Here is a 26,535-nt window from a genome sequence, read left to right as displayed (position 1 = left end):
CTTTCCCTCCACGACGCCCGAGCCGTCGCCTCTGGCGACCGGGCCGTTAGAATGGTGCACAGTTCAAGCATTCGCGTCCCGCCCATCCAGGCGGCAGGAAGGAAGAGCATGTCCGCACACCATCCGCATGTCTCAGAAGACAACGAAGGCAAGCCGGCGTTCGAGTGGGCGGTGGCCATCGTCGTCATCGTCTCGGCGCTCATCGCGGCCCTGGGACACACGATGGCCGCCACAGTGCTGTTCGCTGTGACGGCCATCGTGACCGGGCTGATCCGCTTGGTGATGCGCAATCGGAGCCCTTGGAAGATCCGTTCCGTCGGCTTCGACGCCTTCATCGGCATCGCCCTGGGGATCGGACTTCTTGTGGTTTATTTCAGCATCAGACTACTTCTCTGAGGCCTCGGAGTCGGACTTGGCGTCCTCGTCGGCGGCGGAAGCGGAATCCGAGGCATCGTAAGCCGGATCCGCGGCGGAGTCAAGCGAGGGCATCTCGAAGGAGTCCTGGCCCTCGGCCTTGCTGTCGGAAGCATCCTCGGAACCGGAGGCGACGACCGCGTCGAAGTCGACCTGGCCCTCGCCGTTCACGGCCTCGGCGTCAAAGGCGACGTCGGCCTGTGCATGCCCGCCCTTGACGGTCTTGTCGGAGATCAGCTGGCCGATGATGAGCACGAGCGCGACGATGGCCGCGGCGAGGATCGGGCAGATCCAGAACAGCCAGAGCTGGTTGGCCGGGTTGAGCGTCAGGCCGGACTTCATGGTGAACAGGGCGATGCCGGTGGAACGCGCGGGGTTGAGCGAGGCGCCGGTGACCGGGTAGGTGAAGGTGACGCCGAGGGCGTAGGCCGCGCCCATGGCCAGGGCCGAGGCGGAGGTGGCCTTGCCGTCCCCGTCGAGCGTGCGCATGGCGACGGCGACGATAATGATGACGGCGATCAGCTCGACGGCGATGGCGAACCACACGCCGAAGGTGACCTTCGCGTTGGCCAGCTGGGTGGCCGACAGCGAGTTCTTGTCGAAGCCGTTGACCGCGTTGGCGAACCACATCTTGCCGGTGGCGATCGTGGAGGTGGGGATGATGTAGCGGGCCAGCGCGCCGGCGAAGATGCCGCCGAGCACCTGGGCGATGATGTAGCAGATGCCGTCGAGGAACTTGGTCTTGTAGGTGAGCATCGCGGCGAGGGTGACGGCCGGGTTGAACTGGCCGCCGGAAAGCCGGCCGAAGACCAGGGTCATGACACCGTATGCCAGGCCCGTGGCGATCGCGATCAGGAAGAGGCTCGGGCCGTAGAGCGCCGGGCTGAGCGCCGAGACCAGATAGATGGCCGTGAAGATGAAGAAGCTGCCGACGAGCTCGCCGCCGGAAGCAGAAAGCACGCCGAGCGCCGTCTTGCCATCGCCACCGTTATGCTGTGATTGCACTTGTGTCATATTGCATTCCTTTTCACATTGTGTTCCCGGCGTTTGGCCGCCGCGCAACTACCCAGTCTACCAGCAGGCGGGTAAGTCCTGTATAATGATATGGCCATGTGTTTCAGGCTCCGGGCGAACGTTATAGGGCCCGGTTGATACCATGAGCATTCATTCTGTACGCGACGGAACCGGCCGAATAACCGGCCAACCGCAAGGCCACGTTGGGAGAACGATGCCACACGCATATTCCCGCGCCGAGAAGGCGCATCATCACGACAATGAGGGCATCCGCCTTCAGAAGGTGCTCGCGCAGGCCGGCTTCGGCTCGAGGCGCAAGTGCGAGCAGATCATCCTCGACGGACGGGTGGAGGTCGACGGCGAGCTGGTGACCGAGCTCGGCTCAAGGGTCGATCCGCACAGCCAGCAGATCCGCGTCGACGGCTCGCGCATCCGCCTGGACACCCGCCACATCACCCTGGCGCTCAACAAGCCCAAGAAGGTGCTCTCCACGATGGACGACCCCAAGGGCCGTTTCACGCTGCGCGACATCGTGGGCGACCGCTACGAGCGCATCTTCCACATGGGCCGCCTCGACTACGATTCCGAGGGCCTGATCCTCATGACCAACGACGGCGAGCTCAGCCAGCACGTCATGCACCCGCGCTACGAAGTCAAGAAGACCTACATCGCCACGCTGGAGGGCCGCATCAGCGGCAACGTCTGCCGGCGCCTGGTGACCCAGGGCGTCAACCTCGACGACGGGCTCATCCGCCTCGACCATTGCGCCATCATCGACTCCAAGCGCGACGAGACGATGGTCAAGGTCGTGCTGCATTCGGGCAAGAACCGCATCGTGCGCCGCATCTTCGGGGCCATCGGCTTCCCGGTGCGCCGCCTGGTGCGCACGCAGATCGGCCCGATCAGGCTCGGCGAGATCAAGCCCGGCTCATACCGCATCCTCTCGCAGACAGAGGTGCGCACGCTTTCCAAGGAGGTCGGACTGTGATACGAGTGGCGATCGACGGCCCCGCCGGCGTGGGCAAGTCCTCCACGTCCAGGGCCCTGGCGAAATACTTCGAATACGCCTACCTCGACACCGGCGCCATGTACCGCGCGGCCGCATGGTGGTGCATGAGCCAGGGCGCCGACCTCGACGCCGAAAGCGTCGACGAGCGCGCCATCACCGAGATGGTGGGGGAGCTCTTCACCGGCGACCACTTCGACATCGGCGTGGACCCGGACGACCCGTTCGTGGCCGTGGACGGCAAGGACATCAGCGAGGCGATCCGTGACTCGGCGGTCTCCACGCATGTCTCGAAGGTCTCCAACATCCTTCCCGTGCGCCATCTGCTCATCGCCGCCCAGCAGGCCTACATCAACCGCGAGGCCGAGGCCGAGTCCTTCTCCAAGGGCGCCGGCGTGGTGGCCGAGGGGCGCGACATCACCACCGTGGTGGCCCCCGACGCCGAGGTGCGCGTGCTGCTCACGGCCCGCCCCGAGGTGCGGCAGGCCCGGCGCACCGGCCAGTCCGCGCAGGGCGTGGGCGCCGAGAACGTCGCCGAGCGCGACAGGGCCGACGCCAAGACCACCAGCTTCCTCAAGGCGGCCGACGGCGTCACCACGCTCGACAACTCCGAGCTGACCTTCGAAGAGACCCTCGACCAACTGGTCCACCTGGTCGACGAGGCCGTGGAGGAGCAGGAATACTCGCGCTACGCCGCCAACCTCGAGGGCTACGACCTCGACGAGGAGGACCAAGCGCTGCTGGCCGGGGCGGTTGACGACGAGGGTGGCGCGCGTCGCCAGAAGGCCGTGGGCGTGCTCGCGGTCGTCGGACGGCCTAACGTCGGCAAGTCGACGCTGGTCAACCGTATCCTCGGCCGCCGCGCCGCCGTCGTGGAGGACACCCCCGGCGTGACGCGCGACCGCGTGAGCTATGACGCCGAGTGGGCCGGCACCGAGTTCAAGCTGGTCGACACCGGCGGCTGGGAGACCGACGTGGAGGGCATCGAGTCCGCCATCGCCTCGCAGGCCCAGGTGGCCGTGGGGCTCTCCGACGCGGTGGTCTTCGTGGTCGACGGACAGGTGGGCATCACCTCCACCGACGAGCGCATCGTGCAGATGCTGCGCGAATCGGGCAAGCCAGTGGTGCTGGCCGTCAACAAGGTCGACGACGGCGCCAACGAATACCTGACCGCCGAATTCTGGAAGCTCGGCATGGGCGAGCCCTACGGGATCTCGGCCATGCACGGCAGGGGAGTCGGCGACCTGCTCGACGTGGCGGTCGACACCCTGGCCAAGGCCAAGAAGACCTCCGGATTCCTCACGCCCGGCGGGCTGAGGCGCGTGGCGCTGATCGGCCGGCCGAACGTCGGCAAGTCCTCGCTGCTCAACGAGCTGGCGCACGAGGAGCGTTCGGTGGTCAACGACCTCGCCGGCACCACGCGCGACCCGGTCGACGAGGTGATCGGCATCGACGGCCAGCAGTGGCTCTTCATAGACACCGCCGGCATCAAGCGCCGCCTGCACAAGCTCTCCGGGGCCGAATACTATTCGTCGCTGCGTACCCAGGCCGCCATCGAGCGCTCCGAGCTGGCGCTGGTGCTCTTCGACGCCTCGCAGCCCATCGCCGACCAGGACCTCAAGGTGATGAGCCAGGCCGTGGACGCCGGACGCGCCGTGGTGTTGGTCTTCAACAAGTGGGACCTGATGGACGACTTCGACCGCCAGAGGCTCGAGCGCCTGTGGCAGACCGAGTTCGACCGCGTGACCTGGGCCCGGCGTGTGAACCTGTCGGCCAAGACCGGCTGGCACACCAACCGCCTTGCCTCCGCCATGCGCGATGCGCTCGAGAGCTGGGACCAGCGCGTGCCCACCGGCAAGCTCAACTCGTTCCTCGGCCGCCTGCAGTCGGCGCATCCGCATCCGCTGAGGGGCGGCAAGCAGCCGCGCATCCTCTTCGGCACCCAGGCGTCGACCCGGCCGCCGCGCTTCGTCATCTTCGCCACCGGCTTCCTCGAGCACGGCTACCGCCGCTATATCGAGCGCCAGCTGCGCGAGGAGTACGGCTTCGAGGGCACCCCGATCCAGATCTCTGTGCACATCCGCGAACGCAAGAAGAAGTAGGGGAGACACTAACGCAGTAGATGCAGTGGTGGGGCGAGTGAAACGATCAATCACGTGCCCCACCGCTGTATAGGCGTTCTCATCGATGCCTTTCCATTGGCATCGGCTGATTTCACCCCTCGCCCTTATCGAGAGCCGACAGTAGCTCTTCCCGCCACGCCGGGCCTTGGCAAACACGAAGAATGTGCTAAACTTATTTCTCGGTGCTTTTGCACTGTTCGGGTCGTAGCGCAGTTTGGTAGCGCACTTGACTGGGGGTCAAGGGGTCGCGGGTTCAAATCCCGCCGACCCGACGAATACAGCCTGAAATTCCAACGTTTTCAAGACATCGGGATTTCAGGCTTTTTCTTTTCCAGATGCGCTTAGATACGATGACCGCAGTCCTCCGTCGTTTTCGGCACCTATAGCGGGTACCTTCCGGATGTCGGGATACGTGTTTTCCTTGATGATGGATTGGCTCTGAATCCCCTGTTTTCCAACGGTTTGAAGATACGGTGCCGTTGATAGGCGTCGAAAGTTCGGCGGTTTCGCCCCTGTATGGTGGACTCGCGGCGATGGACGTGCCCGCACAGGACACGGGATTCAATATTTCGGTTTTACGGACGATGGCGACGGTTGCGACGGTGAAGAAAATATTAAAAATCGTGTCTGAATCATGCCAATACACGATTTCAGACACGATTTTTCGTTGTCGAGGTTCGGCACAAACTGACAGGCAGACGCCGGTCGGCTTAGAGCTGGCTTTCTTCTAGCCTGCCAGTTCGAGTGTCCTCGTCCTGGTGTCGTCAACGGCGTCGGCGAGATCGTTGAGCCGTTCCGACCACAGTCCGGCGTAGGTGTCCAGTGTGATGGTCGCGCTGCCGTGCCGAGCTGATTCTGCAACGTCTTCACGTCGGCTCCGAATTCCGGCAACATCACCGCGAAAGAATGCTCGCATACAACGCCGAACGCAGGAAAAAACCAATCCACAAAGGAGACCGCCACGCGTGCGAAACCCAAGACGAATGATTCCGTAGGGACGCGGAAACCCAGCGTCAAACGCGGCGGAAAAACCGGGAAGAGGAGATACGGAGAACGTGACGGCAAACAGGAACATTCGACCACACGAGCCAGAACACGGGATATCGCATGCTGTTCCCGGATACGCTGGAACCAACATCACAGAAGGATCAATAATCATGAACGACAACACCATCACCAACGACGGCAGCGACATGACAGCCAAGACCTACCGGCTCTCGCTAGGCCTGCCCGTCGACGCCCTCGCCACAAGACTCGACATGACCGCCAGCCAGATACTTGGTTGGGAGCGGGAAGGTGGTACGGCTCCCGATGATGCAATGGCGCGGCTGGGGGAGCAGCGCGCCGGGCTCATCGACGAGATCCGCTCGTTCATGGCCGACGAGCAGGAGATGAGACGTAACGGCGAAAGCGACCCCGAGACCGGCGGCTGGGACTTCACCCTCTACCGAGATTCGGCCGGGTTTGCCGCCGCCGACCAGCCCACCCACATCACCGATTGGCGCATATGGAACCAGGCCTACCTCATCATCGGCCTGCTCATGGAGGCCCTAGGCTACGACATCACCTACCGGCGCACGGAAGATTGAGAGAGTGGTTGAAAATCCGTAGGGCCGGCATCCGATTTGATTCGAATGCCGGCCCGCGGCATAAAAACAGGACGTAAGAGGTGTCCCTGCCGGTTTCGACGCCATCCGGTGAAAAGCTTCTTGCCGCCTTTTATGGTCCGGATGGGTAACGCTGCCGTACCCGACATGTTCCAAGTATACCGTACCCGTGGAGATTCCGTCCATCGGATACGATGATACGGATGCCGGACAGGTAACGCTTCCGGTGTCCGTGCGGGCCGTCCGGCCTGTACGCCGCAGCCGCGCCCCGCGTGGCGCGGCATAAAAACAAAGAGGCAATTATGCCTGGTAAGAGGAAAGGACCCAATGGTGACAACTATCTGAGGGAGTCCATCGTGGCGATCATCGCCGCCTTGATTGCCAAGGCGGACAACATCGTCACCGACCTTATGCTTGTGGCCGTCATCGGCTACCTGCTGGTCGTGGACTATCACAGTAGGCATAGCCGCCGTTAGGTAAAAGCCCGTCCGGTTCATCCGGACGGGTTCCTTTCTGAATATTTTCGGGTCATCGTTCTAGGCGTTTGGATTTTCGACAAAGCTGTTTTGGATGCAAATCCGGACCAGAGCGGCTCGAACATCTTCTCGTCGGCGAGTGTCAGTATCGGGTCGAGGATCCACATGTGGAAGAGGATGTTGGTGTCGATGACGGCGGGTCCCACTGGCCTCAGCCCTCCTGGCCGGCGTCAGGCATGTCGTAGAGGCCCATGTCCTCGGCCTGGTCTCGCAGGTCGTCCAGCGCGGCCCTCCGATCGGAGCGCATGGTCTCGGCGTAGCTGATAACGTCGGCCTGTCGCATCATCCGGTTGCCACCCTCGCCGTTGCGCCGGTAGGGGATGGCGTTCGCGTCGAGCATGCGCTGCACGGTCTTGCGCGAGACCCCAAGGATCCGCGCCGCCTCTCCCGTGCCGATGGTACGGCTCGTGTCTGAGGCCTCTTTTGCAGCTTCCATCGCCGCCTGGAACGCGTTCCTGTCCAGTTGGTAGGTCTTCCCGTCGCCCTGCAGGACGTACGGCGCGTCTGACCGTACCGGCCGCGCCTCAATGACAGCCATGCTCATGGCAACTCCTTTCACCAAGTAAAGTGTCCAATATGACCAATAGTAGCAGATATATGCCATATCTCTTGGATTGGCTCTCGGCCGATTGATCGGAAAGCCATGAACGTGCCCGCCTTTGTACATGTCAGGATTTCGGAATGCCGGGAGTTTAAAAAAACTAATTAATGCGCTGAGGCTGGTTTCGTATTGCCTTGGCTGCTCTGTGACCGCAGATCCATAGGTAACGGGTATTGGCTCTTACCCGATTCGGTCAGGTTTGAGTATGACCAACAGACTGAGAATGGCGTTTCGGCTTTATGCGTTGCTGTTATCTGGCTTCTCGAGTTTGTCTGGCAGTAGGTTGCTGTGGTATTCGGCGCGTCCGGCTTGGACGTCGTCGTAGAAACGTTGCTTGTGGTCGATGTAGGCGATGGAGTCGTTGATTTCCTTGACCTTGTCTTGCAGCTCATGGCGTTTGGCGTCCAGCATGCGCTGTCGTTCGGGAATGGAGGACCGGCCTTCCAGACAGAGGTCCCTGTAGCGCTTCATCTCCTTGATGCCCATGCCGCAGCGGCGCAGGCAGCCTAGGCCTTCCAGCCAGGCGACCTGGTGCTCATCGAAGACGCGATGGTTGTGTTCGTTACGTTTGAGTCCTGGCACGAGGCCTTCGTTGCAGTAGAATTTCAGCGCCTCGTAGTTCATGCCGATACGTTCGCACGTCTCTTTCATCGTGCACGGATGACTGCGTTTTTCTGCTGCTTCCGTCATAAGGGTTTCCTGTTCCGTCGAAGTCTCGGGTTGGCTGTCGTCATTATCGCACGTCGTGCGCGGTCTCAGCGTCCGGTTGTTTCTACCGGTGTGTCGTAGTTTGACCGGTAGCGGCTACCGGAGAATATCGTTTGAAATCATCTGAATACAACGGCAATCGAAAGGAACGATGATGAGAAACATTGCTTTGAGCAACGGGGTGAAGGTGCCCCAAATCGGTTACGGCGTCTTCCAGATAGGCAAGAGCGAGTGCGCGCGCTGCGTACGCGAGGCCATCGAGACCGGCTACCGCCACATCGACACCGCCCAGTCGTACTTCAACGAGGCCGGGGTGGGCGAGGGAATCCGGCAATCCGGCATCGAACGGAAGGACCTGTTCGTCACGACCAAGGTGTGGATCAGCAACTACGGCTATGAGAACACGCTGAGATCCATCGACGCTTCACTGCGAAAGCTGGGAACCGATTATCTCGACCTCGTGCTGCTGCACCAGCCATTCGCCGACTATTACGGGGCGTGGCATGCGCTCGAGAAGCTTTACAATGACGGCGTTGTTCGCGCCATCGGCGTGAGCAACTTCTACCCGGACCGCCTCGCGGACATGGCCGCGTTCAACGAGATCGCCCCGATGGTCGACCAGGTCGAGACCCACCCGCTCGACCAACAGGCCGCCGCGCACGCGAACATGCACCGGCTCGGCATCGCGCACGAGGCGTGGGCCCCGTTCGGCGAGGGCAAGTCCGGCATGTTCGTCAACCCGGTGCTGCAGTCCATCGCCCAACGGCACGCAAAATCGGTCGCGCAGGTCATCCTGCAATGGCTGACCCAGCGCGGAATCGTGGTCTTGCCCAAGACCACACATAAGGCTCGCATGGCCGAGAACCTCGACATCTTCGATTTCGAACTGAATGGCGACGACATGGCCGCTATCAGGGAACTCGACACGGAGACGAGCCTGTTCTTCGACCACCGCACGCCCGAGGCCGTCGACCGGTTCGTCGGTTACGCAAAAGAACGAGCCGGTCGTGAGACCGACTGCAAGTAACGTTTTACTTCGTCGGCGGGCCCATTCTGGGCAGGATATGGTTTTGGGTGGCCGACGCCGATCTATACCGCTTATTGATGAATTACGCAAGCTTGTCGACAGAGCGGAAATCACAGGAAGCATGTGATGGGTCGGAAGTCACGCCATTGGTTTTGCCGGGAGTTCCCGTTACTCGTTGGAATGTTTGCGATGTCCGGCTATGAGCAGTTCGGACGATCCTATGAGCGCGGCGGTGATGGATCCGGCGAGGACGCCAATTTTGGCGATGCCGGAGTAGGCCGAGTCGGCGAAGGCGAGGTCGGCCATGAGGAAGGCGACCGTGAACCCGATGCCGCACAGCTGGGCCATGCCCATCTCCTCAAGAGTGGCGATTCGTGCCGTACCCGTTCCCTTCTTGCTTCGGACCAGCGGCCGGCGCCCCGAGCCCAGTCCGCAGAGATGGCAGGCCTTTCCGGCCAGGGTGACGCCGAGCGGCTTGCCGATGACCAGTCCAAGGAACACACCCAGGAATACGGGGCTTGCCAAGGTGTGGAAATCCATGCCGCGCAAGGAGATCCCCATGGAGAAGAAGGCGAAGACAGGCAGAACGAGCAGCGAGGAGAACGGTCCGATGGCGTTCGACCACCGTTCGGCTCGGACGCGGGTCTCCGCGTGCATTGGGCGGCCGGGCGCGAGCAGACCAAGGGCGACCCCGGCGATGGTAGGGTGGATGCCTGAGAGCAAAGCCATGTACCATGCGACGAGGGCGACCGGGACCATGAGCGGCCATATGGGCTTTTCCATCCGCGCGAGCAGCCACCACGCCAGCAGACACAACGCCAGAGGTATAAGCGTCCATGGTCGGCCGCCACGCGAGTAGACGAGGGCGATGAGGAGTATGCCGATCACGTCGTCGGCCACGGCCAGGGTGGTCAGGAAAGGTGCCAGCCTTGACGTCCCCTTCCCACCGGTCATCGCCAGCACGGCTACCGAGAAGGCGATGTCCGTGGCGGTAGGCACCGTCCATCCGCTTTGCGTAGAGGGAGATCCGGCATTGGCCAGCAGATAGAGGAGTATCGGTGCCAGGACGCCGCCGACCGCCGCGATCACGGGGACGAGGGCATCGCGCACGCGGGAGAGCGAGCCCGTCGTCAGCTCGCATTTCAGATCGAGGCCGACCACAAGGAAGAAGACGGCCAATAGCCCGTCGCGCGCCCAATCGCCGAGCCCCATCGTCAATTCCGGCAGCGGAACGACGATGCGGAAATCACCCACGCCACGATATAAGGGTTCCGTGGCCGGCAGATTCGCCAGTAGCAGACCCAGCACGGCCGCCGTCAGCATGAGCGCTCCAGAGCGCCTGCCATCGTGTGCGAAGTCGAGCAGGGCCGATCGTGTCATCGCGAACCTACGTGAAATGCCCATAATCAAAGATTCTAATAGATGGATGCTATTGCCGAGTTCAAGCCACCAGGGCGACACCGTTTCCGCTTTCTCGGATCATGGTTTGTCTTGTTCTGTGTAAAAGTACGGCATAGGTCGCCGTGATTGAGTAGTTTCGGGGCCTGCCTGCGCATGCATATACGTATGTGTCCGAATTATCGGAGCGCGGAAAGCCCGGACAGAATATTGGTCAAGTAAACAGGGTAGATGTCGCTTTCAGACACGATTCAGACACGATGACCTCCGTTATTTACCGTCACTAGTCGTCCCTACCGTTTTTCGGATCATCCTGATTATCGTTGCGATTCCTACGTTACCGGCATTTTCCAGCACTGTCCGTTACCAGTCGTTTCTACCGTCAATCCAGCAAGGGGTCGCGGGTTCAAATCCCGCCGACCCGACGAGAAAAGCCTGAAATTCCAACGTTTTCAAGACATCGGGATTTCAGGCTTTTTCTTTTTCCAGACACGATCAGACACGATGACCGCAGACCTCGAGAATATCGAGCTGCGGTCATCGTGTGAATGCTACTTTCAGTGAGGTCCTTGAGCTATTGCGTTACCTCTTGTGTGCTCGGCTGCGTGATTGGAATATGAGTCCATGTTTAGACTCGTGACTTGCGCAGTATGGGGGTCATCGCCAAGGAGATGACCCCGGCCACGGCAGCGGCGGCGAGACATTTGCCAAAGCCGGTGATGAGATCGGTGCCCAGCAGGAGTCCGAAGACAGCCACGCCGATGGCCGAGCCGAGCTGCCGCGCGGTGTTGAAGCCGCCGCTGGCCGCGCCTTGCAGCTCGTAGGGCATGGTGGTCAGGGATTGCCCGGTCATGATGGGCACGAGTATGCCGGCGGCAAGACCCGAGGGGATCAGCGAGATGACCATGCCTGGCAATGATCCGGCGACTCCGGTCCATCCCAGGGCGAGCAACGCCATGATGAAGACGACCTGCGCGATTGCCAGGATGCGGATGGTCCCGAAGCGATCGGAGAGCCAAGCGGTCAACAGGTTGGAGACGAGGACGGCCGCCGTCAAGGGGAGGAAGAGCAGGCTGGACTGGAACGCCGTCATGCCGCGGCCCTGCTGGAGCATGAGTCCCATGGCGAACATGAGCCCGAAGAACGAGAAGTTGAACAGCGCACCTTGCAGCAGCGTGGTGCGGTAGACGCGGTCGGAGAACACGGCCAGGGGCAGCACCGGTGTCTCGCTGCGGCGCTCGACCATGATGAAGGCCACGATGGCGAGTATGGCGATGACCGCCGCCACATAGACGTCCGTTCCATTGTCCTTTCCGGCTTCGATCAGCGTATAGACGAGACCCGCGATGGCGATGGCCGCGGTCAGCAGGCCTGGCATGTCGACATGTCCGCGTTTGCGAACGGTGCGGGGGATGGCCACCCATCCCCATATCAGAGCAACCGCGCAAAGAACGGTGTTGAACCAGAAGACGCCACGCCAGTTGGAAAGTTGAGTGAACAGGCCACTCAGCAGAGGTCCGGCGGACATGCCGACCGATCCCGCCGCGGCCCACCATCCCACTCTGACGGTGTGTGCCTTGCCGGCGACGCCCGTGGTGATGAGCACCAGCGAGCTTGGCATCAGCAGAGCCGCTCCCAGACCCATGACCAGAAGGGTAACCACAAGGACTTCGACGTTGGGCGCGGCCGCGGCCGCGAGGGAGGAGAGCACGAACAGTCCAGCGCCGAGACGGAACGAGCGTGAAGGTCCCCATGAGTCCACAAGGCCTCCAGCTCCGAGTAGTCCGGCCGCCAAGGTCAGTGTGTAGGCGTTCACCGTCCATTCGACCTGGGTGCGGGTGGCTCCGAAGGCCGCCGTAAGCGGCCCGGAGAGCACATTCATATCGGTGCTTTGCACAAACACCAGAAGAGGCGCGACGATGGACAGGATGAGAACGGGCAGTGTGCCCGATAATTTTGATTGTTTGATAACCGTGAAACTGGAGTGTAGCAGATATATTCGATATTCGTCAAACAATCGAATATCTGCTATCATATGAACCATGAGACAGAATCCTGCACCACCGGCAACACTCGACCTAGCCGTCGTTCTTCATGCTTTGGCGGATCCAGTGCGTCTTGCTGTGGTCAGTCAGATCGCATCCGCTCCTGATGACGTCGCCTGCGGGTCTTTTGATGTTCCAGTCACCAAAAGCACACTCAGCCACCATTTCAAGATTCTTCGCGAAGCCGGTGTCATCGAGACTCGCCGCGACGGTATCAGGTCATTGAACACCCTGCGTCGTGCGGCGCTCGACAAGGCGTTTCCCGGCCTTCTTGACGCCATTCTCGCCGCGCAGGACAAACACATTGATTGAAGCAGTCATTGAGGGGTTATAGGCCAAACCCCGGTTATAAACAACACTTTTGGCCCATAACCCGGCTTTTTCGATTTCAGACACGATTAGACACGATTTGACACGATGGCCGTAGACCTCCGTTGTTTTCGCCAGGGGTATAGGCCAGAATGTAAGTCCAGAATCAGCTCTGAGCCATTGAGGGGGTAGGCAAAGAGAAGGTTCAAGTCTCCACATTCCGATCTCAAACAGCTTCTAAGCTATATGGCAGAACACTTCGACGCCTATTTTGGACACAAATTCTGGCCGGTATCTCCTGATGCTTCCGCTGAAACAAACTTGCATATTGAGATGTTCTCTGGCAAAATGAATAGTGCTTTGTCCCGAAAGGGTAAGGCTCCAAGTCGCCGGGGGTATTCCCCCGGCATTACTTTATACGCCGTATCGTCAGGGGACTCCGTTGAGCGAGCTGAGTATCTTCGTGGATGAATCCGGCGAGTGGAGCAAATTATCCGAATACTATCTCATCACGCTTGTTCTGCACGTCCAATCTTCACCCATTGCTGAGCCCATCGAACGACATGAGCGTCGTTTACGGGATTCTGGACTGCCTGATATCCCGTTTCATGCCGGTCCGTTGTTCAACGGCCACGACGATTACGGGAATATGCATTTGGCGGATCGCAAGCGGCTGTTTTCCGCGTTCTTCACGTTGACTCGTTATCTCCCGTTCAGGTATGTGACATTCGCTCACCGGAAGAGCATGTTCGGTGATAACAAAACTCGGTTTGAGGCGCAGCTAAAACGTGATTTGGCGAATTTCTTTCTCTCTCATCTTGATGAGTTCCAATCGTATGAGACGATCAAGATCTATTACGACAATGGCCAGCAAATCGTCACCAATGCTCTTCAGTCGTCCATCGGCTATGCTCTGTCCAAAGAAGCTGTCATATACCGTGACGCTCAACCGAAGGATTACCGTGGTTCCTGCGCGTTTTCTCCATTGGGCGGGCCGGTCTGCCTTGTTTATTGCCAATATGGTTCGGCGAATTCGGTTGTGTACGTCTTCAACTGGTTGAGCTCGCGCATCTCATCCCATAGCGTGACCACAATGCTGAGCTCCGGAGCGAGACAGCTTTGTTGCGTGACAGCGTCAGACAGTCTTGGGAATCGGTCCCACTGCCTCAGCCCTTCTGATCGGTGTCGGGTATGTCGTAGAGGCCCATGTCCTCGGCCTGGCCGCGAAGGCCGTCCAGCGCTAGCCGCCACCAGCTGCACCAACCATCAATCCAGTAAGTGCCCGCACATTCATATCCCGCCAACCCGACGAGACAAGCCTGGAATTCCTAAGTTTTTGATAACGTGGGAATTCCAGGCTTTGCCGAATCCGCATGAGGAAACCCGCGAAGCCGCGGAACGGACGTACGGCAGGTGACCACGATGAAGTACTACAAACACTGGCGCGACGCTGAGGCGATCGAGCCGTTGCTGCGCGAATACGGCTGGCATGCCTCGTTTTCCCGGGACGACCTGATGGTTCTGGAGACATGGCGCGACGCGTCGGTGCCCGCCGGCCTCAAGAAAACGATCTGCACGGTGACCATACTGGGCGACGGCGCGTTCAAGGTTGAGATACTCATCGAGGGATATCGTTCCGTCTACGGCAGGAGAATGACCTCCGTGGTGCATTCCCTGCCGGCCCTGCAAACCGACCTGGCGCTACGCATGGCGACCTTTTTCGGCTCGGAGGTGGGCGCCTACGACCGCACCCTCGACAGGCATTGGAAGGACCTATACCTTGAATCCGACTTGCGGGGGCTTTTGGACTATTGGGATGGCAGACCCGGTCAGCTGCCGGACGTGGGGGAGATGGTCGACCCCCGCTGGTTTTCGGTCGACCGCTGGGAGACGGGCAGGATATGCCTGGTCGACTCCGGCAGCGACGAACTCTATCGGCTCGCCTATGTCGCCGACGAGGGGATGAGGCGACGGTTCTCGCAAGGCGAGTTCCGGGATGAGGATCTCTGCCTGTGCCTGCCCTATGCCGAGGGCGTGCGCAGGATGTTCGAGGCCGCGCGGAACCTGCAATGGGTGTGGTCCGTCGTGCGCGGCCTCGATGTGGCTATCGACGACACGGTGCGCGAGATGGTGACATGGTGGTCGCAGGTGGACGAGGTGACCGCCCGTCCCTTCGCCCAAAAAGACCGGACGCCAAAGGCCGCTTTCAAGAAGACCTATAGGCCCGTGACCCCGCCTCTCCGGGCGAAAGCGGTGATGGACGACCCGAAGGACGTGCAGGATATCGTAAGGATCCTGAATCCCCAAATGCGCCGGTATCGGTGGCGCGCGGAGGGAGCCCGCGGCGTCCATGGCGTGGACCTGATGCCACGGTCCTATCTCGGCTACGAGATGCAGGTGCGGCTGCGGGAGGACGGATCGTTCGAGATCCACAGCGACTACGAGGACCATGGACATAATCGCAGGCTGCTCGCCGTGGTTCGTTCCCTGCCTGCCCTGCGGCTGGAAATCGAGCTGCTGATGTCCTACGACGAGGAGGGCACGGGCCGGGATGTGTCCGATGCCATTCGCGAGCAACGCAGGAAGCTGCATGTGACGCAACGCTGGCTGCGCGAGCTGATCTATGACTGGGCGGGCCGGCCGTGGAGCATACCGGACACCTATGGTCTGGTCGATCCCCGCTGGTTTTCGACGGGCGAGTGGGTGACGGGCGCGATGTGCCTGGTGGAGACCGAGCAGAGGTCGTCGGATGGCTTCCGGCTCTACCGTCTGAGTTACGTGCCCGACGACGCGACAAGGGACCGATTCCTGGCCGGCGGGTTCCGCGAGGACGACGAGTGCCGGTGCTTCACCTACCTCGATGGCGTGCGCGCGATGTTCAATTTCGCGTTTGACCTGCAACGGGTATGGTCGATCGTCGATGACCTGGGCGTCGAGATGAACGACGAGACGCGAGCGCTCGTGACCGACCACGTGCGTCAAAAGCTGCACCACTATCTTCCGTAGCCGCCTCGCGTCGCCACATCCGGATTCCTACGGCTCGTGAGATATGGCAGACGACCAGAGCCAGCTCGACATATGACGTGCATACCGTCCACTGGCATGCAGGAGGATTAGCCGAGATATTCTCTTCGCATGCCTCAGGCTTTTCTTGCCACGATAGAGAAGGTAAGCGGAATGCGCGGATAACCTTCGGGCATGCGCCAGCATTCGTCCCGCTCGTCGTATTCGAGCATGGGCAGCGCCTGCCAGTCAGCGACGTCGTATTCGCCGATGCGCTCGATACGCAGGCCCGCATCGATCAGCACCCGCGTCATCTCGTCGAAATCATGGGCCCAGTTGTGGTTGTGGACGTGCGTAATCTTCGGCTGTCGCGAAGCGACGCTTTCGTCTCGGATGCTGTCGGTTTCGATATCCGTGCTATCGGCACTTCCCATCTGCGGCGCCATGGTGTAGGTGCTCCCGGTATCGTAGGAATCCTCCGTTCCGGGGAAGTAGCCGTTGCCGATGCCCAGGCCGTCATCGGCGAGCACGAACAGCAGCGGATGGTTGTCGCGGATCATGAAGACGCCGTCCGGAGCCAGGAGTTCGGCGATGGATCGCGCCCATCCCTCCAGCGACGGTAGCCAGGTCACCGTTCCGACGCTGGTGACGATGACGTCATATTGCCTGCCGGGAAGCGCTTCGGCCGCCTTGCGCGCGTCGGCCTCGACATAGGCGATGCTCTCTCCGGCCCGTTGCGCTATCTGCCGGGCGTGGCGCAGCGAGGCGGGGGAGAAGTCCAGTCCGCAGACGTCCCTGGCGCCGAGCCTGGCCCAACAGACGGTATCGGTGCCGATATGGCATTGCAGGTGCAGCAGCCGCTGGCCGCGTACCGAATGGTTTGGCAGATACGGTTTCAGCACTTCGTAGTCGCGCCTGACGATCGGATTCGCGAGCGGCGAACCGTCGATCAGAGCGCCGAGGTCACCGTAGCCGCCATTGAAATGGACCTCCGCCCGGTCGTCCCAGTTCTCACGGTTCTCCTCGATCTGACGCGAAGCGCGTGCCGCCGCCTCTCGCGCAACGTAGTTGTCGTCGTTCATGGCTTGCGTCTCTCCTTCGAACTCTTATCTGATATAAGGAAATGGTATCAGCATAGAATGTTGTCGCCTCGGCGAATATCCCAGTTCCCATCAGCGATGGTGGCACGTGCGAAGCGCTGAACTTTCTCGACGCGCTGTCCATCAGACACCGGCATGACTTGATACCATTTCCAGGAAATTCGAAAACGCAAGCAATCAGAACAACAAATGCAGAGAGGAATTGCGTCCCAGTGATTGCTCACCGAGACACGTGGAAACCTTACTTACGCGACATTCTGAATCATTGTCATTCCTCATCTTGGCATCGATTCTTGTGAACGTCACCCGCCCGGATGAGCGGGCGGTCTTCGTTCCCGCATCACTGAGAAGTCCGACAACACCATGCTTCTTATTAGCGCATACCCCTATCTGGAATTGCACTAGTGATATCGGGAAGGCAGCATTACCCGCTGGCGATAGGAGATTGCAAGATGCGCTCCAGCACTCCTGACGACGCTGATCCGACGGGGCGTTTCTAGCGTCCTTTTATGAACGACGTGAGGTCGATGGTCCGGAAACCGTCGGCTTCACTCACTTTCCTGCAATAAGACGGTTTATGAAAGCTATAGCCTAGAAAATGTGTCTCTAGCCCAACTAGATGGGTGAATCACAACAGGTCACCAATTGTCCGCTACCGTGTCAATAGCCTCCCACGTGGCGCGCAAGGCCAATGCCTGAATTTGCTGTTTTGTAATATGCAGTTTTTTATCCGAACCAGGAAACTCCTCTGTATCTAGAGCCGCGCTGCCTTCGTTATTGATGATCACCGCTGAATCTGGGTCAAAAGAATTGATTAATGGGTTACGACCAATCCACACCATGATGGTTTCCCCATGTGTGTCAGGTGGTGGATTATCATAATCCGCAGATTGGTCGAGCAAACAATGAAAACCCTGATACTCAACGTCAATTTCTTGAATAATATGGTTTCCCGGATCATGGGATGCGCGAATTACAATATTTGTTTTGCCGCTGCGCTCGATGGCCTGCTGAACATGATCGGGATCACTGTCATAAAGAGCTTGCATCTGAGTGACAATCCCGGCGTCCGCACGATGTTTAATCGTTAATGGCGCAATATGCCACCAAACAGCAAGCCCTGCCAACATGAGCACTGTCATAACGATGACTGCAACGACGGAAATAATCGCTCGATGCCGAACACGTGCCTCTGCGGTCATTTCATGCCTTCCTGAAGAGTATGGTATCATCGGTCGCAATACGTCTATTGCACTCAGATCACAACCAGAGCAGTCTCCGACTTTCATGTACGCCAATCCACCAGCCAAACCACCACGTTCAGCAAGCTTCAAGATAAAGGGTTAGACTGGTATGCGGCTATTGTCACGGGCTTTCGCCGATGCAAGGCGAACGGACACGGCAAACGGCCTCGGCGAACCGACTTGGCCGACAGAGCAAAGACAACGACGAAAGGGCGCGGCGTGGAAGACGCATTCGAGGCTTCGCGACGGAAGATGCAGGAGAACGGCATGAGCGACATGGCGGTCTCGCAGTTCAGGCGGCTCTACGAGGACTGGGCCGGCAACGACGCTGCCGGCTGGATTCGCGAGGACGACATCGAGCCGGTGCACGACGTGCCAAGCTTCCACGACGTCTACGAGACCATCGACCACGACAAGGCAGTCCACGCCTTCGCCAAGACCGCGTTCCTGAAGCTCAACGGCGGACTGGGCACCTCCATGGGCCTCGACAAGGCGAAGTCACTGCTGCCGGTGCGCCGCCACAAGGCACGCCGCATGCGCTTCATCGACATCATCCTCGGCCAGGTCCTGACCGCCCGCGAGCGCCTGAACGTCCCGCTGCCACTGACCCTGATGAACTCCTTCCACACCTCGGCCGATACCATGCGCGTGCTGGCGCGCTGCAAGGGCTTCGAGCAGGACGATGTGCCCATGGAGATCGTGCAGCACCAGGAACCCAAGATCGACCTGGAGACCGGCGAGCCCGTGAGCTTCCCGGCGAACCCGACGCTGGAATGGTGCCCGCCGGGCCACGGCGACCTGTTCTCGACGATCTGGGAGTCCGGCCTGCTCGACGCGCTGGAGAGGAAAGGCATCAAGTACCTGTTCATCTCCAACTCCGACAACCTCGGCGCCCGTCCCTCGCGCACGCTGGCGCAGTATTTCGAGAACACCGGCGCGCCCTTCATGATGGAGGTCGCCTTCCGCACCTACGCGGACCGCAAAGGCGGCCATTTCGTGCGCGACCGCGAGACCGGCCAGCTCATGCTGCGCGAGATGACGCAGGTGCATCCCGACGACAAGGGCGCGGCCCAGGACATCAAGCGCCACCCGTACTTCAACACCAACAGCATCTGGGTGCGCGTCGACGCTTTGCGCGACAAGCTCGCCGAATATGACGGCGTGCTGCCCCTGCCGGTGATCCGCAACTACAAGACGGTCGACCCCACCGACCCGTCAACCACGAAGGTCGTGCAGCTGGAGACGGCGATGGGCGCGGCGGTGAAGCTCTTCGAGGGCGCGATTTGCGTGCAGGTGGACCGCATGCGCTTCCTGCCGGTGAAGACCACCGAGGACCTCTTCATCATGCGTTCGGACCGCTTCCACCTCACCGACTCCTACGAGATGGAGGACGGCAACTACCTCTTCCCCGACGTCACGCTCAATCCGAAGTACTACAAGAACATCGAGGACTTCAACGAGCACTTCCCGTATTCGGTGCCGTCCCTGGCCGCCGCCAACTCGGTGACCATCGAGGGCGACTGGACGTTCGGGCGCAACGTGGCCTTCTACGGCGACGCGCACCTGGAGGACGAGGGTAAGCCGAGCTATGTGCCCAACGGCGAGTTCGTCGGCCCGCAGGGCGTCGAGCCGGACGAGTGGCGGTAGGGGAGACCGTTGTCGGAGCGCATCGTTGGCAGGGTTGGAACGGACCAGCACCATCGGTGCGCCCGGCCTATGAAAGGCGCGGCATTATATCACCGCGTTAAGATAATGCAAAAAGTGAGAAGTTTACGTCAAATTTGAAAAAACGCGCAATTCTCCGAAAAAACCATCTATTATGGTACCGTGCGCACAAACGGCACACATATCTCGAACACTAACGATACGTGAGGACTAATGGCAGAAGGAAGCAACGGGAGACGGCGCTTTTCCGACAAGTGGGGCAAGCATGAGCTGGACGTGTTGGCTGTATTGTCATCCGCCTTTCCCCAATGGCTCACCTCACGCCAGATAGCGCAGCGCGTCAAGGCCTACGCGGACTCCTACGGGGAGCTGGCCGACCAGGCCGCCAAGGCCGCGTTCGCCAAGCAGTTCCAGCGTGACCGCGCCAAGCTCGCCGCGATGGGCATCGCCATCGAATCGCGCCAGCCCGAATACTCCTCCAAGTCCGAAGGCCAGGACTTCGCCTCGTACCGCCTGCAGCTGGGCGACGAGCCCCGCGTGCGCCTGCGCTTCCGCCAGGAGGACCTGCCCGTCCTGGCCGCGGCCAACTACCTCGCCCGCTCCATGTCGATCTCATCGCTTTCGGCGAAACACGAGCAGGAGCAGCAACAGCACACCTCCCGCACCGCGCCCCGCGTCCCGCAGACCCCGACGCCCGGCCTCGGCCTCGACTCGATCGCGCCGGGCCTCGGCACGCAGCCGATTCCGGACTCGCTGGTCAAGGTCATCGACTCCCGCCGGTTCGCGGCCACCGTGGACGTCGACGGCGAGCAGATGAACGTGGCCTACAGCGACTCCGACGACCTAGCGATGTTCGTGCTCGAGCATCCCGGTGCCTGTGTCCTGTCGCCCCAGGAGGCCGTCGATGCCTACAACCGCCGCCTCACCGCGGCCACCAACCTGACCCTGGCCGACGAGTCGGAGAACGAGGTCAAGGAGACCATCGTCGCCAACTCGATCAGCAAGGCCAGCGCCGACCACGACATCGAGGGTTCCAAAAGCCATCAGAAGCACGGCAATTCCTTCCAGACCGGCAGCGAGGTGGACCGCAGGCTGCGCCTCATGCTCTTCCTGTCGGCGCACCTGGGCGAGGAGTATTCGCTCGAGGAGCTCGCCGACCGCTTCATCGGCCATGCGGCCAACGATGACGAGAAGCGCAAGTCGGTCGCGGTGATCCGCAAGGACATCAACACGCTCACCACCGTCTCCGACGACGGCGAGATGGCCGGCAGCCAGTTCTTCGACATCGACTGGTCGCTGCTCGACGAGGAGGGCATCGTCTCGGCGACCAACTCGCTGGGCCTCGAGCGCCTGGCGGGCATCTCGCAGCAGTACCTGAGCATGCTGACCGCCTCGGTGAGCTACCTGGCCCATTCCTCGCTGCTTCCCGACCAGCAGCGCCAGCAGGCCGAGAAGCTCTACCTGCGCCTGCAGCAGCACGTCAAGCCGGGGGAGACCCCGTGGCTGAGCCTGACCGGCTACGAGGTGGAGCCGCGCAGCTTCGGCATCATCAAGCGCGCCATCTCCACCGATTCCCTGCTCGACATGGAATACACCGACGGCACGGGCCGCACGCGGCGCAAGCTGGTGGCCCCCTCTAAGATCTTCGTCGACGAGGGCGTCTACTACGTGGCGTTGTGGACCGACGTGGCCAAGGCCGCGCCGAAGGACGTGAGGAAGTTCGTGGCCAAGGACACCACGATCAACAAGGCCAACGGCCTTCCGCGCATCTGGCAGGTGCTGCGCCTCTCGCGCATCGAGAAGGCCACGCTGGTCAAGCCCACCTGCAAGATCGACATCCCCAACGTCCCGGTCGCCGAGCTGCGCAAGTGGAGCTTCGACAACGGCACCCCGGCGGTGTTCATCACCGGCGAGACCGGCCTCTCCTTCATCAAGACCCTGCCCGGCGCCACGGTGGAACCGTGCGGCGAAGGCGAGAAGGTGCATGTCACCGTCTCCTCCGACTCGTGGTTCGTGGCCTTCTGCATCTCGCACGCCCGCCACATCGTGGCGGTGGCCCCCGAGACGCTGCGCCTGATGATCGTGGCGCGCGCCCACCGCGAACTCAGCCTCGAACAGAAGTAAGGACTCGCCATGACTTGGTGGGATTGGCTCATACTGGTGCTGCTCATGCTCGCCGTGCTGGCGGCCGGCGTGGCCTACGCCGGCGTGCACGCATACCACGCCGCGAAAGGCATCTCGTCGACCATGGGCGGCCTGAGCCACTATCTCGACGCCATGCGCCGTCGCAACGACGCCTCCGATCGTGAGCCTTCGGTCCCTTCCTTCACCGAACCGTTGGAGCGCGTCTCGCACCGCTACAGCGAGGCGCATGAGGGCGTCGTCGCTCGCGGCATGCGCAAGCGGGCCGGCCACGGGCACCAATGGGCGCGGTGGCGCGACAATCCCATTCCGGACAATATCGACGAGGTGTTCGCCGGCAATCAGGCCAGCGACGCCGAAACCGCCAAGCCGACGCAAAGCGGCCAGGCCACCATCATCGCGGGAGCGACCAACCGATAGACATGACACATTCCCATCATTCACACCATTCATCCCACGCCAAAGGCCGGTCCGAGCGCAGAGGCGACAAGCTAGACGGGCGCGACGAGTCGCAGGAACGCGACAAACGCCACGAGCGGGCCGAGGATTCCTCGCCGGCGCAGCGCTACGCCTCGTTCAGGCGCCAGCAGCGCTACCACGCCTCGCAGGCCTCCCGCTTCGCCTCCACGCTCGCCTTCGAGCTCGACCCCTTCCAGATCGAGGCGAACCAGGCGCTCGAGGCCGGCCAGAACGTGCTGGTGGCGGCACCGACTGGCGCGGGCAAGACGGCGGTGGCCGACTTCGCGATCTACCTGGCCCAGCAGCACAACGTCAAGGCCTTCTACACCACGCCCGTCAAGGCGCTGAGCAACCAGAAATACCATGACCTCGTCGATCTCTACGGCGAGAAGAACGTCGGCCTGCTCACCGGCGACACCTCCATCAACTCCGAGGCCAACATCGTGGTGATGACCACCGAGGTGCTGCGCAACATGCTCTACGAGCGCTCCGAGACCCTGCGCGCGCTGCGCTACGTGGTGCTCGACGAAGTGCACTACCTGGCCGACAAGTTCCGCGGCCCGGTGTGGGAGGAGGTCATCATCCACCTGCCGCAAAGCGTGAAGGTGATCGGCCTGTCGGCCACGGTCTCGAACGTGGAGGACTTCTGCGCGTGGATGGAGTCGGTGCGCGGCGCCACCAAGCTGGTGGTCTCCGAGAAGCGCCCCGTGCCCCTGGAGCAGCATGTGATGGTGCAGTCCGACGAGCGCCACGAGCCGGAGCTGATTGACCTCTACCGGCACGACAAGGCGGGGGAGCAGACCACCAAGCTCAACGTCAGGCTCATCGACCGCATCCGCCAGCTCGACCGCCAGGCCGGGCGCAGGGCCGCCGCCGAGCACCGCGACGAGAAACGCAACGGCCACGGCAGGCACCGGCGCCGCCGTTCCTCCTACCAGATCCAGCGCCACTCGCCGCGCCGCTGGGCCGTGGTCGACGAGCTCAACTACCTGGGCCTGCTGCCGGGCATCTATTTCATCTTCTCGCGCAACGGCTGTGACCAGGCGGTCGAGCAGTGCCTCGACGCCGGCCTGGAGCTCACCAGCGAGGACGAGGTGAGGCGCATCCGCGAGATCGTCGACGAGATGGTGGACGGCCAGCTGAGCCGCACCGACCTGAAGGCACTGGACTTCGCACGCTTCCGCTACGCGCTCGAGGAGGGCTTCGCGCCGCACCACGCCGGTATGGTCGCCCTCTTCCGCCAGATCGTCGAACGGCTCTTCGAGGAGGGACTGGTCAAGATGGTCTTCGCCACCGAGACCCTGGCCCTGGGCATCAACATGCCGGCCCGCTGCGTGGTGGTCGAGAAGCTGCAGAAGTTCAACGGCACCGACCACGTCACGCTCACGCCGGGGGAGTACACCCAGCTCACCGGGCGCGCCGGCAGGCGTGGCATCGACACCGTCGGGCACGCCGTGGTGGTCGACCACCGCGACTTCGAGCCGGCCACCCTCGCCTCGCTGTCCAGCAAGCGCGTCTACCCGCTGCACTCGAGCTTCAAGCCGACCTTCAACATGGCCGTCAACCTGCTCAATTCCAGCGACTACGACGTGGCGCGCGACACCCTCGACCACTCCTTCGCCCAGTGGGAGGCCAACGAGTCCGCCGGCGACCTGGAGTCGCGCATCGTCACCCTGCGCGGCGCGGTGGAGGGCTACGAGCGCGCCTTCGCCTGCTCGCACGGCAACTTCAAATCCTTGATGGAGATCCGCCGCAAGCTCTCCTACCTGCAGAAGGACGAACGCCGTCACCTCAAGCGCCGCCAGTACCACAGCCAAGAGGAGCGCACCCGTGCCTTCCGCGACCTCGACCGGCGCATCGAGGACCTCAAACGGCAGGAATCCGACCATCCCTGCAAGTCGTGCCCGGACTTCCAGAAGCACCTGAAATGGGGCAACCGCTGGATGCGCGAGTCCAAGGAACTGAGGCGCGCGCAGGGCCGCTACGACTCCAGGACCGGATCGGTGGCCCGCCAGTTCGACCGCATCTGCTCCATCCTGCGGACACTGGGCTACCTGAGCAAGAGCGGGCGCGGCGGGGCCGGCAAGGCCTACCACCTCACCGAACGCGGCCAGCTGCTGCGCCACCTCTACAGCGAGTACGACCTGGTGCTCGCCGAGACCATCGATTCCGGCATCCTAGGCCAGCTCGAGCCCGAGGAGCTCGCCGCGGTGCTCTCCTCGCTGGTCTACCAAGCCCGCAGGGGAGGGGACAACGAGCCCCGCCGCTACCCGGGCGGCCCCGAGGGACAGGTGGCCGAGGTGTGCCGGCAGCTGCGCGACATCTTCGCCGACGTCGAGGGCCTGAAGGACGACGCCGACCTGGAGGAATCCGAGCCGCTGGACTTCGGCATCGTCGACGTGATGTACGACTGGTCCAGGGGAGAGGACCTCGCCCAGATTCTGCACGGCACCGAGCTGACCGGCGGCGACTTCGTGCGCAACGCCAAGCGCGTGGCCGACCTGTTGCAGCAGATCGCCACCGCGCACCCCTATTACGAGGACCGGGACGGCGGGCTCGCCGACAGCGCGCACCGGGCGGTCAAGATGGTCAACCGCGGCATCGTCGCCTATTCGGGCGTCGACTGAGCGCTGCGGCCGGATGCCAGCAGCTGACCTTACAGCGATGACATCAACGCACTTTCACGAACAACGGAAATGGAATAAGACGCTCGTCCAAACTGTTTTGTAGCTTGGACGAAGCAATATGTATAAGGAGGCAGTATGGCCGAACGTAGCCTGCGTGGCATGAGCATCGGTGCCAAATCGCTGGAATCGGACGAGAATGTGGACTTCGTGGCGCGGAACGACGTGGCATACGTCTGCCCGAAGGGCCACCGCACCATCCTGCCGTTCGCCGAGGGCGCCGAGCCTCCCGCGGAATGGGAATGCCGTTGCGGCGAGGTCGCCAAGCGCGAGAACGCCGATGACGACGAGGCCAACGAGATCAAGAAGCCCACGCGCACGCACTGGGACATGCTCATGGAGCGCCGCTCCGAGGACGAGCTCAAGGAGCTGCTCGACAAGCGTCTGAAGATGCACCGCGAGGGTTGGTTCCCGGACTACGAGTGAGGCGTCCGGCCGCGGAATCCGCAGGGATTCGCGTCCTGGATTTCGCAGTCGTTGCCACATCGATACGGTGAAATAACCAAACGATACCCATCGAACGGCGAAGCACGTTGTTGATGCTCCGCCGTTCGTTTGTTACGATGGGGAGTGCCGACGAACAATTAGTCGGCGACCTTCATTCCAACGGCGTCCGGCCGCCGAGGCAACCCATGGGCAAACACCACACATTTCCAGCACACCCACGACACCAGGAAAGCAAAGGTCAACCGGCATGAACGTCGTCCTACTCGACCTCGACGGAACACTCACACGCTCGGAGCCGGGCATTATCGCCGCGCTGCGCCGCGCCTACGACGCCATGGACCTGCCGTTGCCGGACGCCGACGAGCTGCGCCGGTTCATCGGCCCGTCGATCCTCGAATCCTTCGCCCGCAACGGCGTCCCGGAACCGCTGGCACAGTTGGGCCTGAGGACGTTCCGCATGTATTACGACGAGAAGGCCGTCTTCGACCGGCCTCATCATCCCGGAATCAAGATCCCCGGCAAATACCTCGGCGAACTCTATCCGGGAATCCTCGGCCAGCTCGAACGGCTGCACCACGCCGGCTACCGGCTCGCCGTCGCCAGCTGCAAGCCCGAATACCAGGCCGTGCCGGTCTGCGAGCATTTCGGCGCCAGCAAGGTACTCGACGACATCTTCGGCGCCAGCCGCGACGGCTCGCGCAGGAGCAAGGAACAGGTCATCCGCTACGGGTTCGACAGGATCGGTTTCGACAAGGCGCACAGTGACCGGGCGCTGATGGTCGGTGACCGCTGGACCGACGTGGACGGCGCCAAGGCCGTGGGGATCGACTGCCTGGGCTGCGGCTGGGGCTACGCCGAACCCGACGAGCTGGAAAGCCACGGCGCGTACCGCGTGCTGGATCGCGTCGATGGACTGGCCGACGCCGTCGAGGAATATTTCGCGCAATAAGGCATGATTGCAGCGGATTGGTGCGCAAATGGCTGCCGGTTCGCCGATTCGACG

22 protein-coding genes, 1 tRNA gene and 1 pseudogene are annotated in these 26,535 nt (G+C 61.7%); 16 read left to right on the top strand and 8 right to left on the bottom strand.

The window, feature by feature from the left end; all coding sequences use genetic code 11:
• Nucleotides 1-108 precede the first annotated feature (108 nt).
• On the top strand, nt 109-396 hold the full coding sequence (locus tag PT282_RS03950; protein ID WP_277168264.1) for a DUF3017 domain-containing protein: 288 nt from the start codon (nt 109-111) through the stop codon (nt 394-396).
• Here PT282_RS03950 and PT282_RS03945 read toward each other — a convergent pair.
• Nucleotides 385-1,428: an MIP/aquaporin family protein gene (locus PT282_RS03945; RefSeq protein WP_277168263.1), complete on the bottom strand. Its 1,044-nt coding sequence runs from the start codon at nt 1,426-1,428 to the stop codon at nt 385-387. The genes PT282_RS03950 and PT282_RS03945 overlap by 12 nt on opposite strands.
• 214 nt (nt 1,429-1,642) lie before the next feature.
• On the opposite strand from PT282_RS03945, the gene PT282_RS03940 reads away from it, so the two are divergent.
• The 3 genes from PT282_RS03940 (at nt 1,643) to PT282_RS03930 (ending at nt 4,829) form a co-directional block, all read left to right on the top strand.
• Nucleotides 1,643-2,416, top strand: coding sequence for a pseudouridine synthase (locus PT282_RS03940; protein ID WP_277168262.1), 774 nt, complete (start codon nt 1,643-1,645; stop codon nt 2,414-2,416).
• Nucleotides 2,413-4,536 carry a bifunctional cytidylate kinase/GTPase Der gene (gene der / locus PT282_RS03935; RefSeq protein ID WP_277168261.1) on the top strand — a complete coding sequence of 708 codons (2,124 nt, stop codon included), beginning with the start codon at nt 2,413-2,415 and terminating at the stop codon, nt 4,534-4,536. The genes PT282_RS03940 and der overlap by 4 nt, the downstream gene beginning before the upstream one ends.
• A gap of 219 nt (nt 4,537-4,755) precedes the next feature.
• Nucleotides 4,756-4,829, top strand: a tRNA-Pro gene (locus PT282_RS03930).
• On the opposite strand, the gene PT282_RS03925 is transcribed toward PT282_RS03930, so the two are convergent.
• Nucleotides 4,811-5,215 (bottom strand): hypothetical protein, encoded by a 405-nt coding sequence (locus tag PT282_RS03925; RefSeq protein WP_277168260.1) that lies wholly within the window; start codon nt 5,213-5,215, stop codon nt 4,811-4,813. The genes PT282_RS03930 and PT282_RS03925 overlap by 19 nt on opposite strands.
• Before the next feature lie 499 nt (nt 5,216-5,714).
• Here PT282_RS03925 and PT282_RS03920 point away from each other — a divergent pair, with 499 nt between their 5' ends.
• Together PT282_RS03920 and PT282_RS03915 are read left to right on the top strand one after the other, a co-directional pair.
• Nucleotides 5,715-6,146: a hypothetical protein gene (locus tag PT282_RS03920; RefSeq protein ID WP_277168259.1), complete on the top strand. Its 432-nt coding sequence runs from the start codon at nt 5,715-5,717 to the stop codon at nt 6,144-6,146.
• 320 nt (nt 6,147-6,466) lie between these two features.
• Complete coding sequence (locus tag PT282_RS03915) at nt 6,467-6,640, top strand: hypothetical protein (protein WP_277168258.1); 174 nt, start codon at nt 6,467-6,469, stop codon at nt 6,638-6,640.
• Nucleotides 6,641-6,851: 211 nt separating this feature from the next.
• Here PT282_RS03915 and PT282_RS03910 read toward each other — a convergent pair whose 3' ends face one another.
• Nucleotides 6,852-7,238 carry a helix-turn-helix domain-containing protein gene (locus PT282_RS03910; protein ID WP_277168257.1) on the bottom strand — a complete coding sequence of 129 codons (387 nt, stop codon included), beginning with the start codon at nt 7,236-7,238 and terminating at the stop codon, nt 6,852-6,854.
• Between the two features lie 300 nt (nt 7,239-7,538).
• The gene (locus tag PT282_RS03905) at nt 7,539-7,991 is read right to left on the bottom strand and encodes a MerR family transcriptional regulator (protein WP_277168256.1); all 453 of its coding nucleotides are present in this window, start codon (nt 7,989-7,991) and stop codon (nt 7,539-7,541) included.
• Nucleotides 7,992-8,163: 172 nt separating this feature from the next.
• On the opposite strand from PT282_RS03905, the gene PT282_RS03900 reads away from it, so the two are divergent.
• Complete coding sequence (locus PT282_RS03900) at nt 8,164-9,036, top strand: aldo/keto reductase (RefSeq protein ID WP_277168932.1); 873 nt, start codon at nt 8,164-8,166, stop codon at nt 9,034-9,036.
• Between the two features lie 168 nt (nt 9,037-9,204).
• Here the strand turns inward: PT282_RS03900 and PT282_RS03895 are convergent, their stop codons facing one another.
• On the bottom strand, nt 9,205-10,440 hold the full coding sequence (locus tag PT282_RS03895; protein ID WP_277168255.1) for a Na+/H+ antiporter NhaA: 1,236 nt from the start codon (nt 10,438-10,440) through the stop codon (nt 9,205-9,207).
• Nucleotides 10,441-11,062: 622 nt separating this feature from the next.
• Complete coding sequence (locus PT282_RS03890; RefSeq protein ID WP_277168254.1) at nt 11,063-12,469, bottom strand: MFS transporter; 1,407 nt, start codon at nt 12,467-12,469, stop codon at nt 11,063-11,065.
• Between the two features lie 7 nt (nt 12,470-12,476).
• On the opposite strand from PT282_RS03890, the gene PT282_RS03885 reads away from it, so the two are divergent.
• The 3 genes and pseudogenes from PT282_RS03885 (at nt 12,477) to PT282_RS03875 (ending at nt 15,794) form a co-directional block, all read left to right on the top strand.
• A complete protein-coding gene (locus tag PT282_RS03885; RefSeq protein ID WP_277168253.1) occupies nt 12,477-12,791 on the top strand; it encodes a helix-turn-helix transcriptional regulator in 315 nt (104 codons plus the stop codon).
• Nucleotides 12,792-13,230: 439 nt separating this feature from the next.
• A pseudogene (locus tag PT282_RS07560) lies at nt 13,231-13,752 on the top strand (hypothetical protein); the annotation flags it as partial.
• Between the two features lie 458 nt (nt 13,753-14,210).
• Nucleotides 14,211-15,794, top strand: coding sequence for a hypothetical protein (locus PT282_RS03875; RefSeq protein WP_277168251.1), 1,584 nt, complete (start codon nt 14,211-14,213; stop codon nt 15,792-15,794).
• Nucleotides 15,795-15,928: 134 nt separating this feature from the next.
• On the opposite strand, the gene PT282_RS03870 is transcribed toward PT282_RS03875, so the two are convergent.
• Together PT282_RS03870 and PT282_RS03865 are read right to left on the bottom strand one after the other, a co-directional pair.
• Nucleotides 15,929-16,873, bottom strand: coding sequence for a bifunctional 2-polyprenyl-6-hydroxyphenol methylase/3-demethylubiquinol 3-O-methyltransferase UbiG (locus PT282_RS03870; RefSeq protein WP_277168250.1), 945 nt, complete (start codon nt 16,871-16,873; stop codon nt 15,929-15,931).
• A 656-nt stretch (nt 16,874-17,529) separates the two neighbouring features.
• Nucleotides 17,530-18,093, bottom strand: a complete 564-nt coding sequence (locus tag PT282_RS03865) for a hypothetical protein (RefSeq protein WP_277168249.1) — start codon at nt 18,091-18,093, stop codon at nt 17,530-17,532.
• 294 nt (nt 18,094-18,387) lie between these two features.
• Here PT282_RS03865 and PT282_RS03860 point away from each other — a divergent pair, with 294 nt between their 5' ends.
• The 6 genes from PT282_RS03860 to PT282_RS03835 all read left to right on the top strand — a co-directional run bounded on the left by PT282_RS03860 (nt 18,388) and on the right by PT282_RS03835 (nt 26,481).
• Nucleotides 18,388-19,782, top strand: coding sequence for a UTP--glucose-1-phosphate uridylyltransferase (locus PT282_RS03860; protein ID WP_277168931.1), 1,395 nt, complete (start codon nt 18,388-18,390; stop codon nt 19,780-19,782).
• A gap of 231 nt (nt 19,783-20,013) precedes the next feature.
• Nucleotides 20,014-21,924, top strand: a complete 1,911-nt coding sequence (locus PT282_RS03855; RefSeq protein ID WP_277168248.1) for a YafY family protein — start codon at nt 20,014-20,016, stop codon at nt 21,922-21,924.
• A 9-nt stretch (nt 21,925-21,933) separates the two neighbouring features.
• Nucleotides 21,934-22,362 carry a hypothetical protein gene (locus tag PT282_RS03850; RefSeq protein WP_277168247.1) on the top strand — a complete coding sequence of 143 codons (429 nt, stop codon included), beginning with the start codon at nt 21,934-21,936 and terminating at the stop codon, nt 22,360-22,362.
• 2 nt (nt 22,363-22,364) lie between these two features.
• A complete protein-coding gene (locus tag PT282_RS03845) occupies nt 22,365-25,028 on the top strand; it encodes an RNA helicase (RefSeq protein ID WP_277168246.1) in 2,664 nt (887 codons plus the stop codon).
• Between the two features lie 135 nt (nt 25,029-25,163).
• Nucleotides 25,164-25,511, top strand: coding sequence for an RNA polymerase-binding protein RbpA (locus tag PT282_RS03840; protein ID WP_277168245.1), 348 nt, complete (start codon nt 25,164-25,166; stop codon nt 25,509-25,511).
• A gap of 268 nt (nt 25,512-25,779) precedes the next feature.
• Nucleotides 25,780-26,481 carry an HAD hydrolase-like protein gene (locus PT282_RS03835; protein WP_277168244.1) on the top strand — a complete coding sequence of 234 codons (702 nt, stop codon included), beginning with the start codon at nt 25,780-25,782 and terminating at the stop codon, nt 26,479-26,481.
• Nucleotides 26,482-26,535: the final 54 nt, after the last annotated feature.

This window comes from Bifidobacterium sp. ESL0763, assembly GCF_029433395.1.
Classification (GTDB): Bacteria; Actinomycetota; Actinomycetes; order Actinomycetales; family Bifidobacteriaceae; genus Bifidobacterium.
This window is presented reverse-complemented; position numbering and strand designations above follow the sequence as displayed.

Coding starts and splice junctions, on each gene's coding strand:
- PT282_RS03875 (WP_277168251.1), top strand. CDS start 14,211: ATGAAGTACTACAAACACTGGCGCGACGCTGAGGCGATCGAGCCGTTG.
- PT282_RS03845 (WP_277168246.1), top strand. CDS start 22,365: ATGACACATTCCCATCATTCACACCATTCATCCCACGCCAAAGGCCGG.
- PT282_RS03850 (WP_277168247.1), top strand. CDS start 21,934: ATGACTTGGTGGGATTGGCTCATACTGGTGCTGCTCATGCTCGCCGTG.
- PT282_RS03940 (WP_277168262.1), top strand. CDS start 1,643: ATGCCACACGCATATTCCCGCGCCGAGAAGGCGCATCATCACGACAAT.
- PT282_RS03900 (WP_277168932.1), top strand. CDS start 8,164: ATGAGAAACATTGCTTTGAGCAACGGGGTGAAGGTGCCCCAAATCGGT.
- PT282_RS03895 (WP_277168255.1), bottom strand. CDS start 10,440: ATGGGCATTTCACGTAGGTTCGCGATGACACGATCGGCCCTGCTCGAC.
- PT282_RS03840 (WP_277168245.1), top strand. CDS start 25,164: ATGGCCGAACGTAGCCTGCGTGGCATGAGCATCGGTGCCAAATCGCTG.
- PT282_RS03870 (WP_277168250.1), bottom strand. CDS start 16,873: ATGAACGACGACAACTACGTTGCGCGAGAGGCGGCGGCACGCGCTTCG.
- PT282_RS03860 (WP_277168931.1), top strand. CDS start 18,388: ATGCAGGAGAACGGCATGAGCGACATGGCGGTCTCGCAGTTCAGGCGG.
- PT282_RS03910 (WP_277168257.1), bottom strand. CDS start 7,238: ATGGCTGTCATTGAGGCGCGGCCGGTACGGTCAGACGCGCCGTACGTC.
- PT282_RS03855 (WP_277168248.1), top strand. CDS start 20,014: ATGGCAGAAGGAAGCAACGGGAGACGGCGCTTTTCCGACAAGTGGGGC.
- PT282_RS03950 (WP_277168264.1), top strand. CDS start 109: ATGTCCGCACACCATCCGCATGTCTCAGAAGACAACGAAGGCAAGCCG.
- PT282_RS03915 (WP_277168258.1), top strand. CDS start 6,467: ATGCCTGGTAAGAGGAAAGGACCCAATGGTGACAACTATCTGAGGGAG.
- PT282_RS03885 (WP_277168253.1), top strand. CDS start 12,477: ATGAGACAGAATCCTGCACCACCGGCAACACTCGACCTAGCCGTCGTT.
- PT282_RS03905 (WP_277168256.1), bottom strand. CDS start 7,991: ATGACGGAAGCAGCAGAAAAACGCAGTCATCCGTGCACGATGAAAGAG.
- PT282_RS03835 (WP_277168244.1), top strand. CDS start 25,780: ATGAACGTCGTCCTACTCGACCTCGACGGAACACTCACACGCTCGGAG.
- PT282_RS03865 (WP_277168249.1), bottom strand. CDS start 18,093: ATGACCGCAGAGGCACGTGTTCGGCATCGAGCGATTATTTCCGTCGTT.
- PT282_RS03945 (WP_277168263.1), bottom strand. CDS start 1,428: ATGACACAAGTGCAATCACAGCATAACGGTGGCGATGGCAAGACGGCG.
- PT282_RS03890 (WP_277168254.1), bottom strand. CDS start 12,469: ATGATAGCAGATATTCGATTGTTTGACGAATATCGAATATATCTGCTA.
- PT282_RS03920 (WP_277168259.1), top strand. CDS start 5,715: ATGAACGACAACACCATCACCAACGACGGCAGCGACATGACAGCCAAG.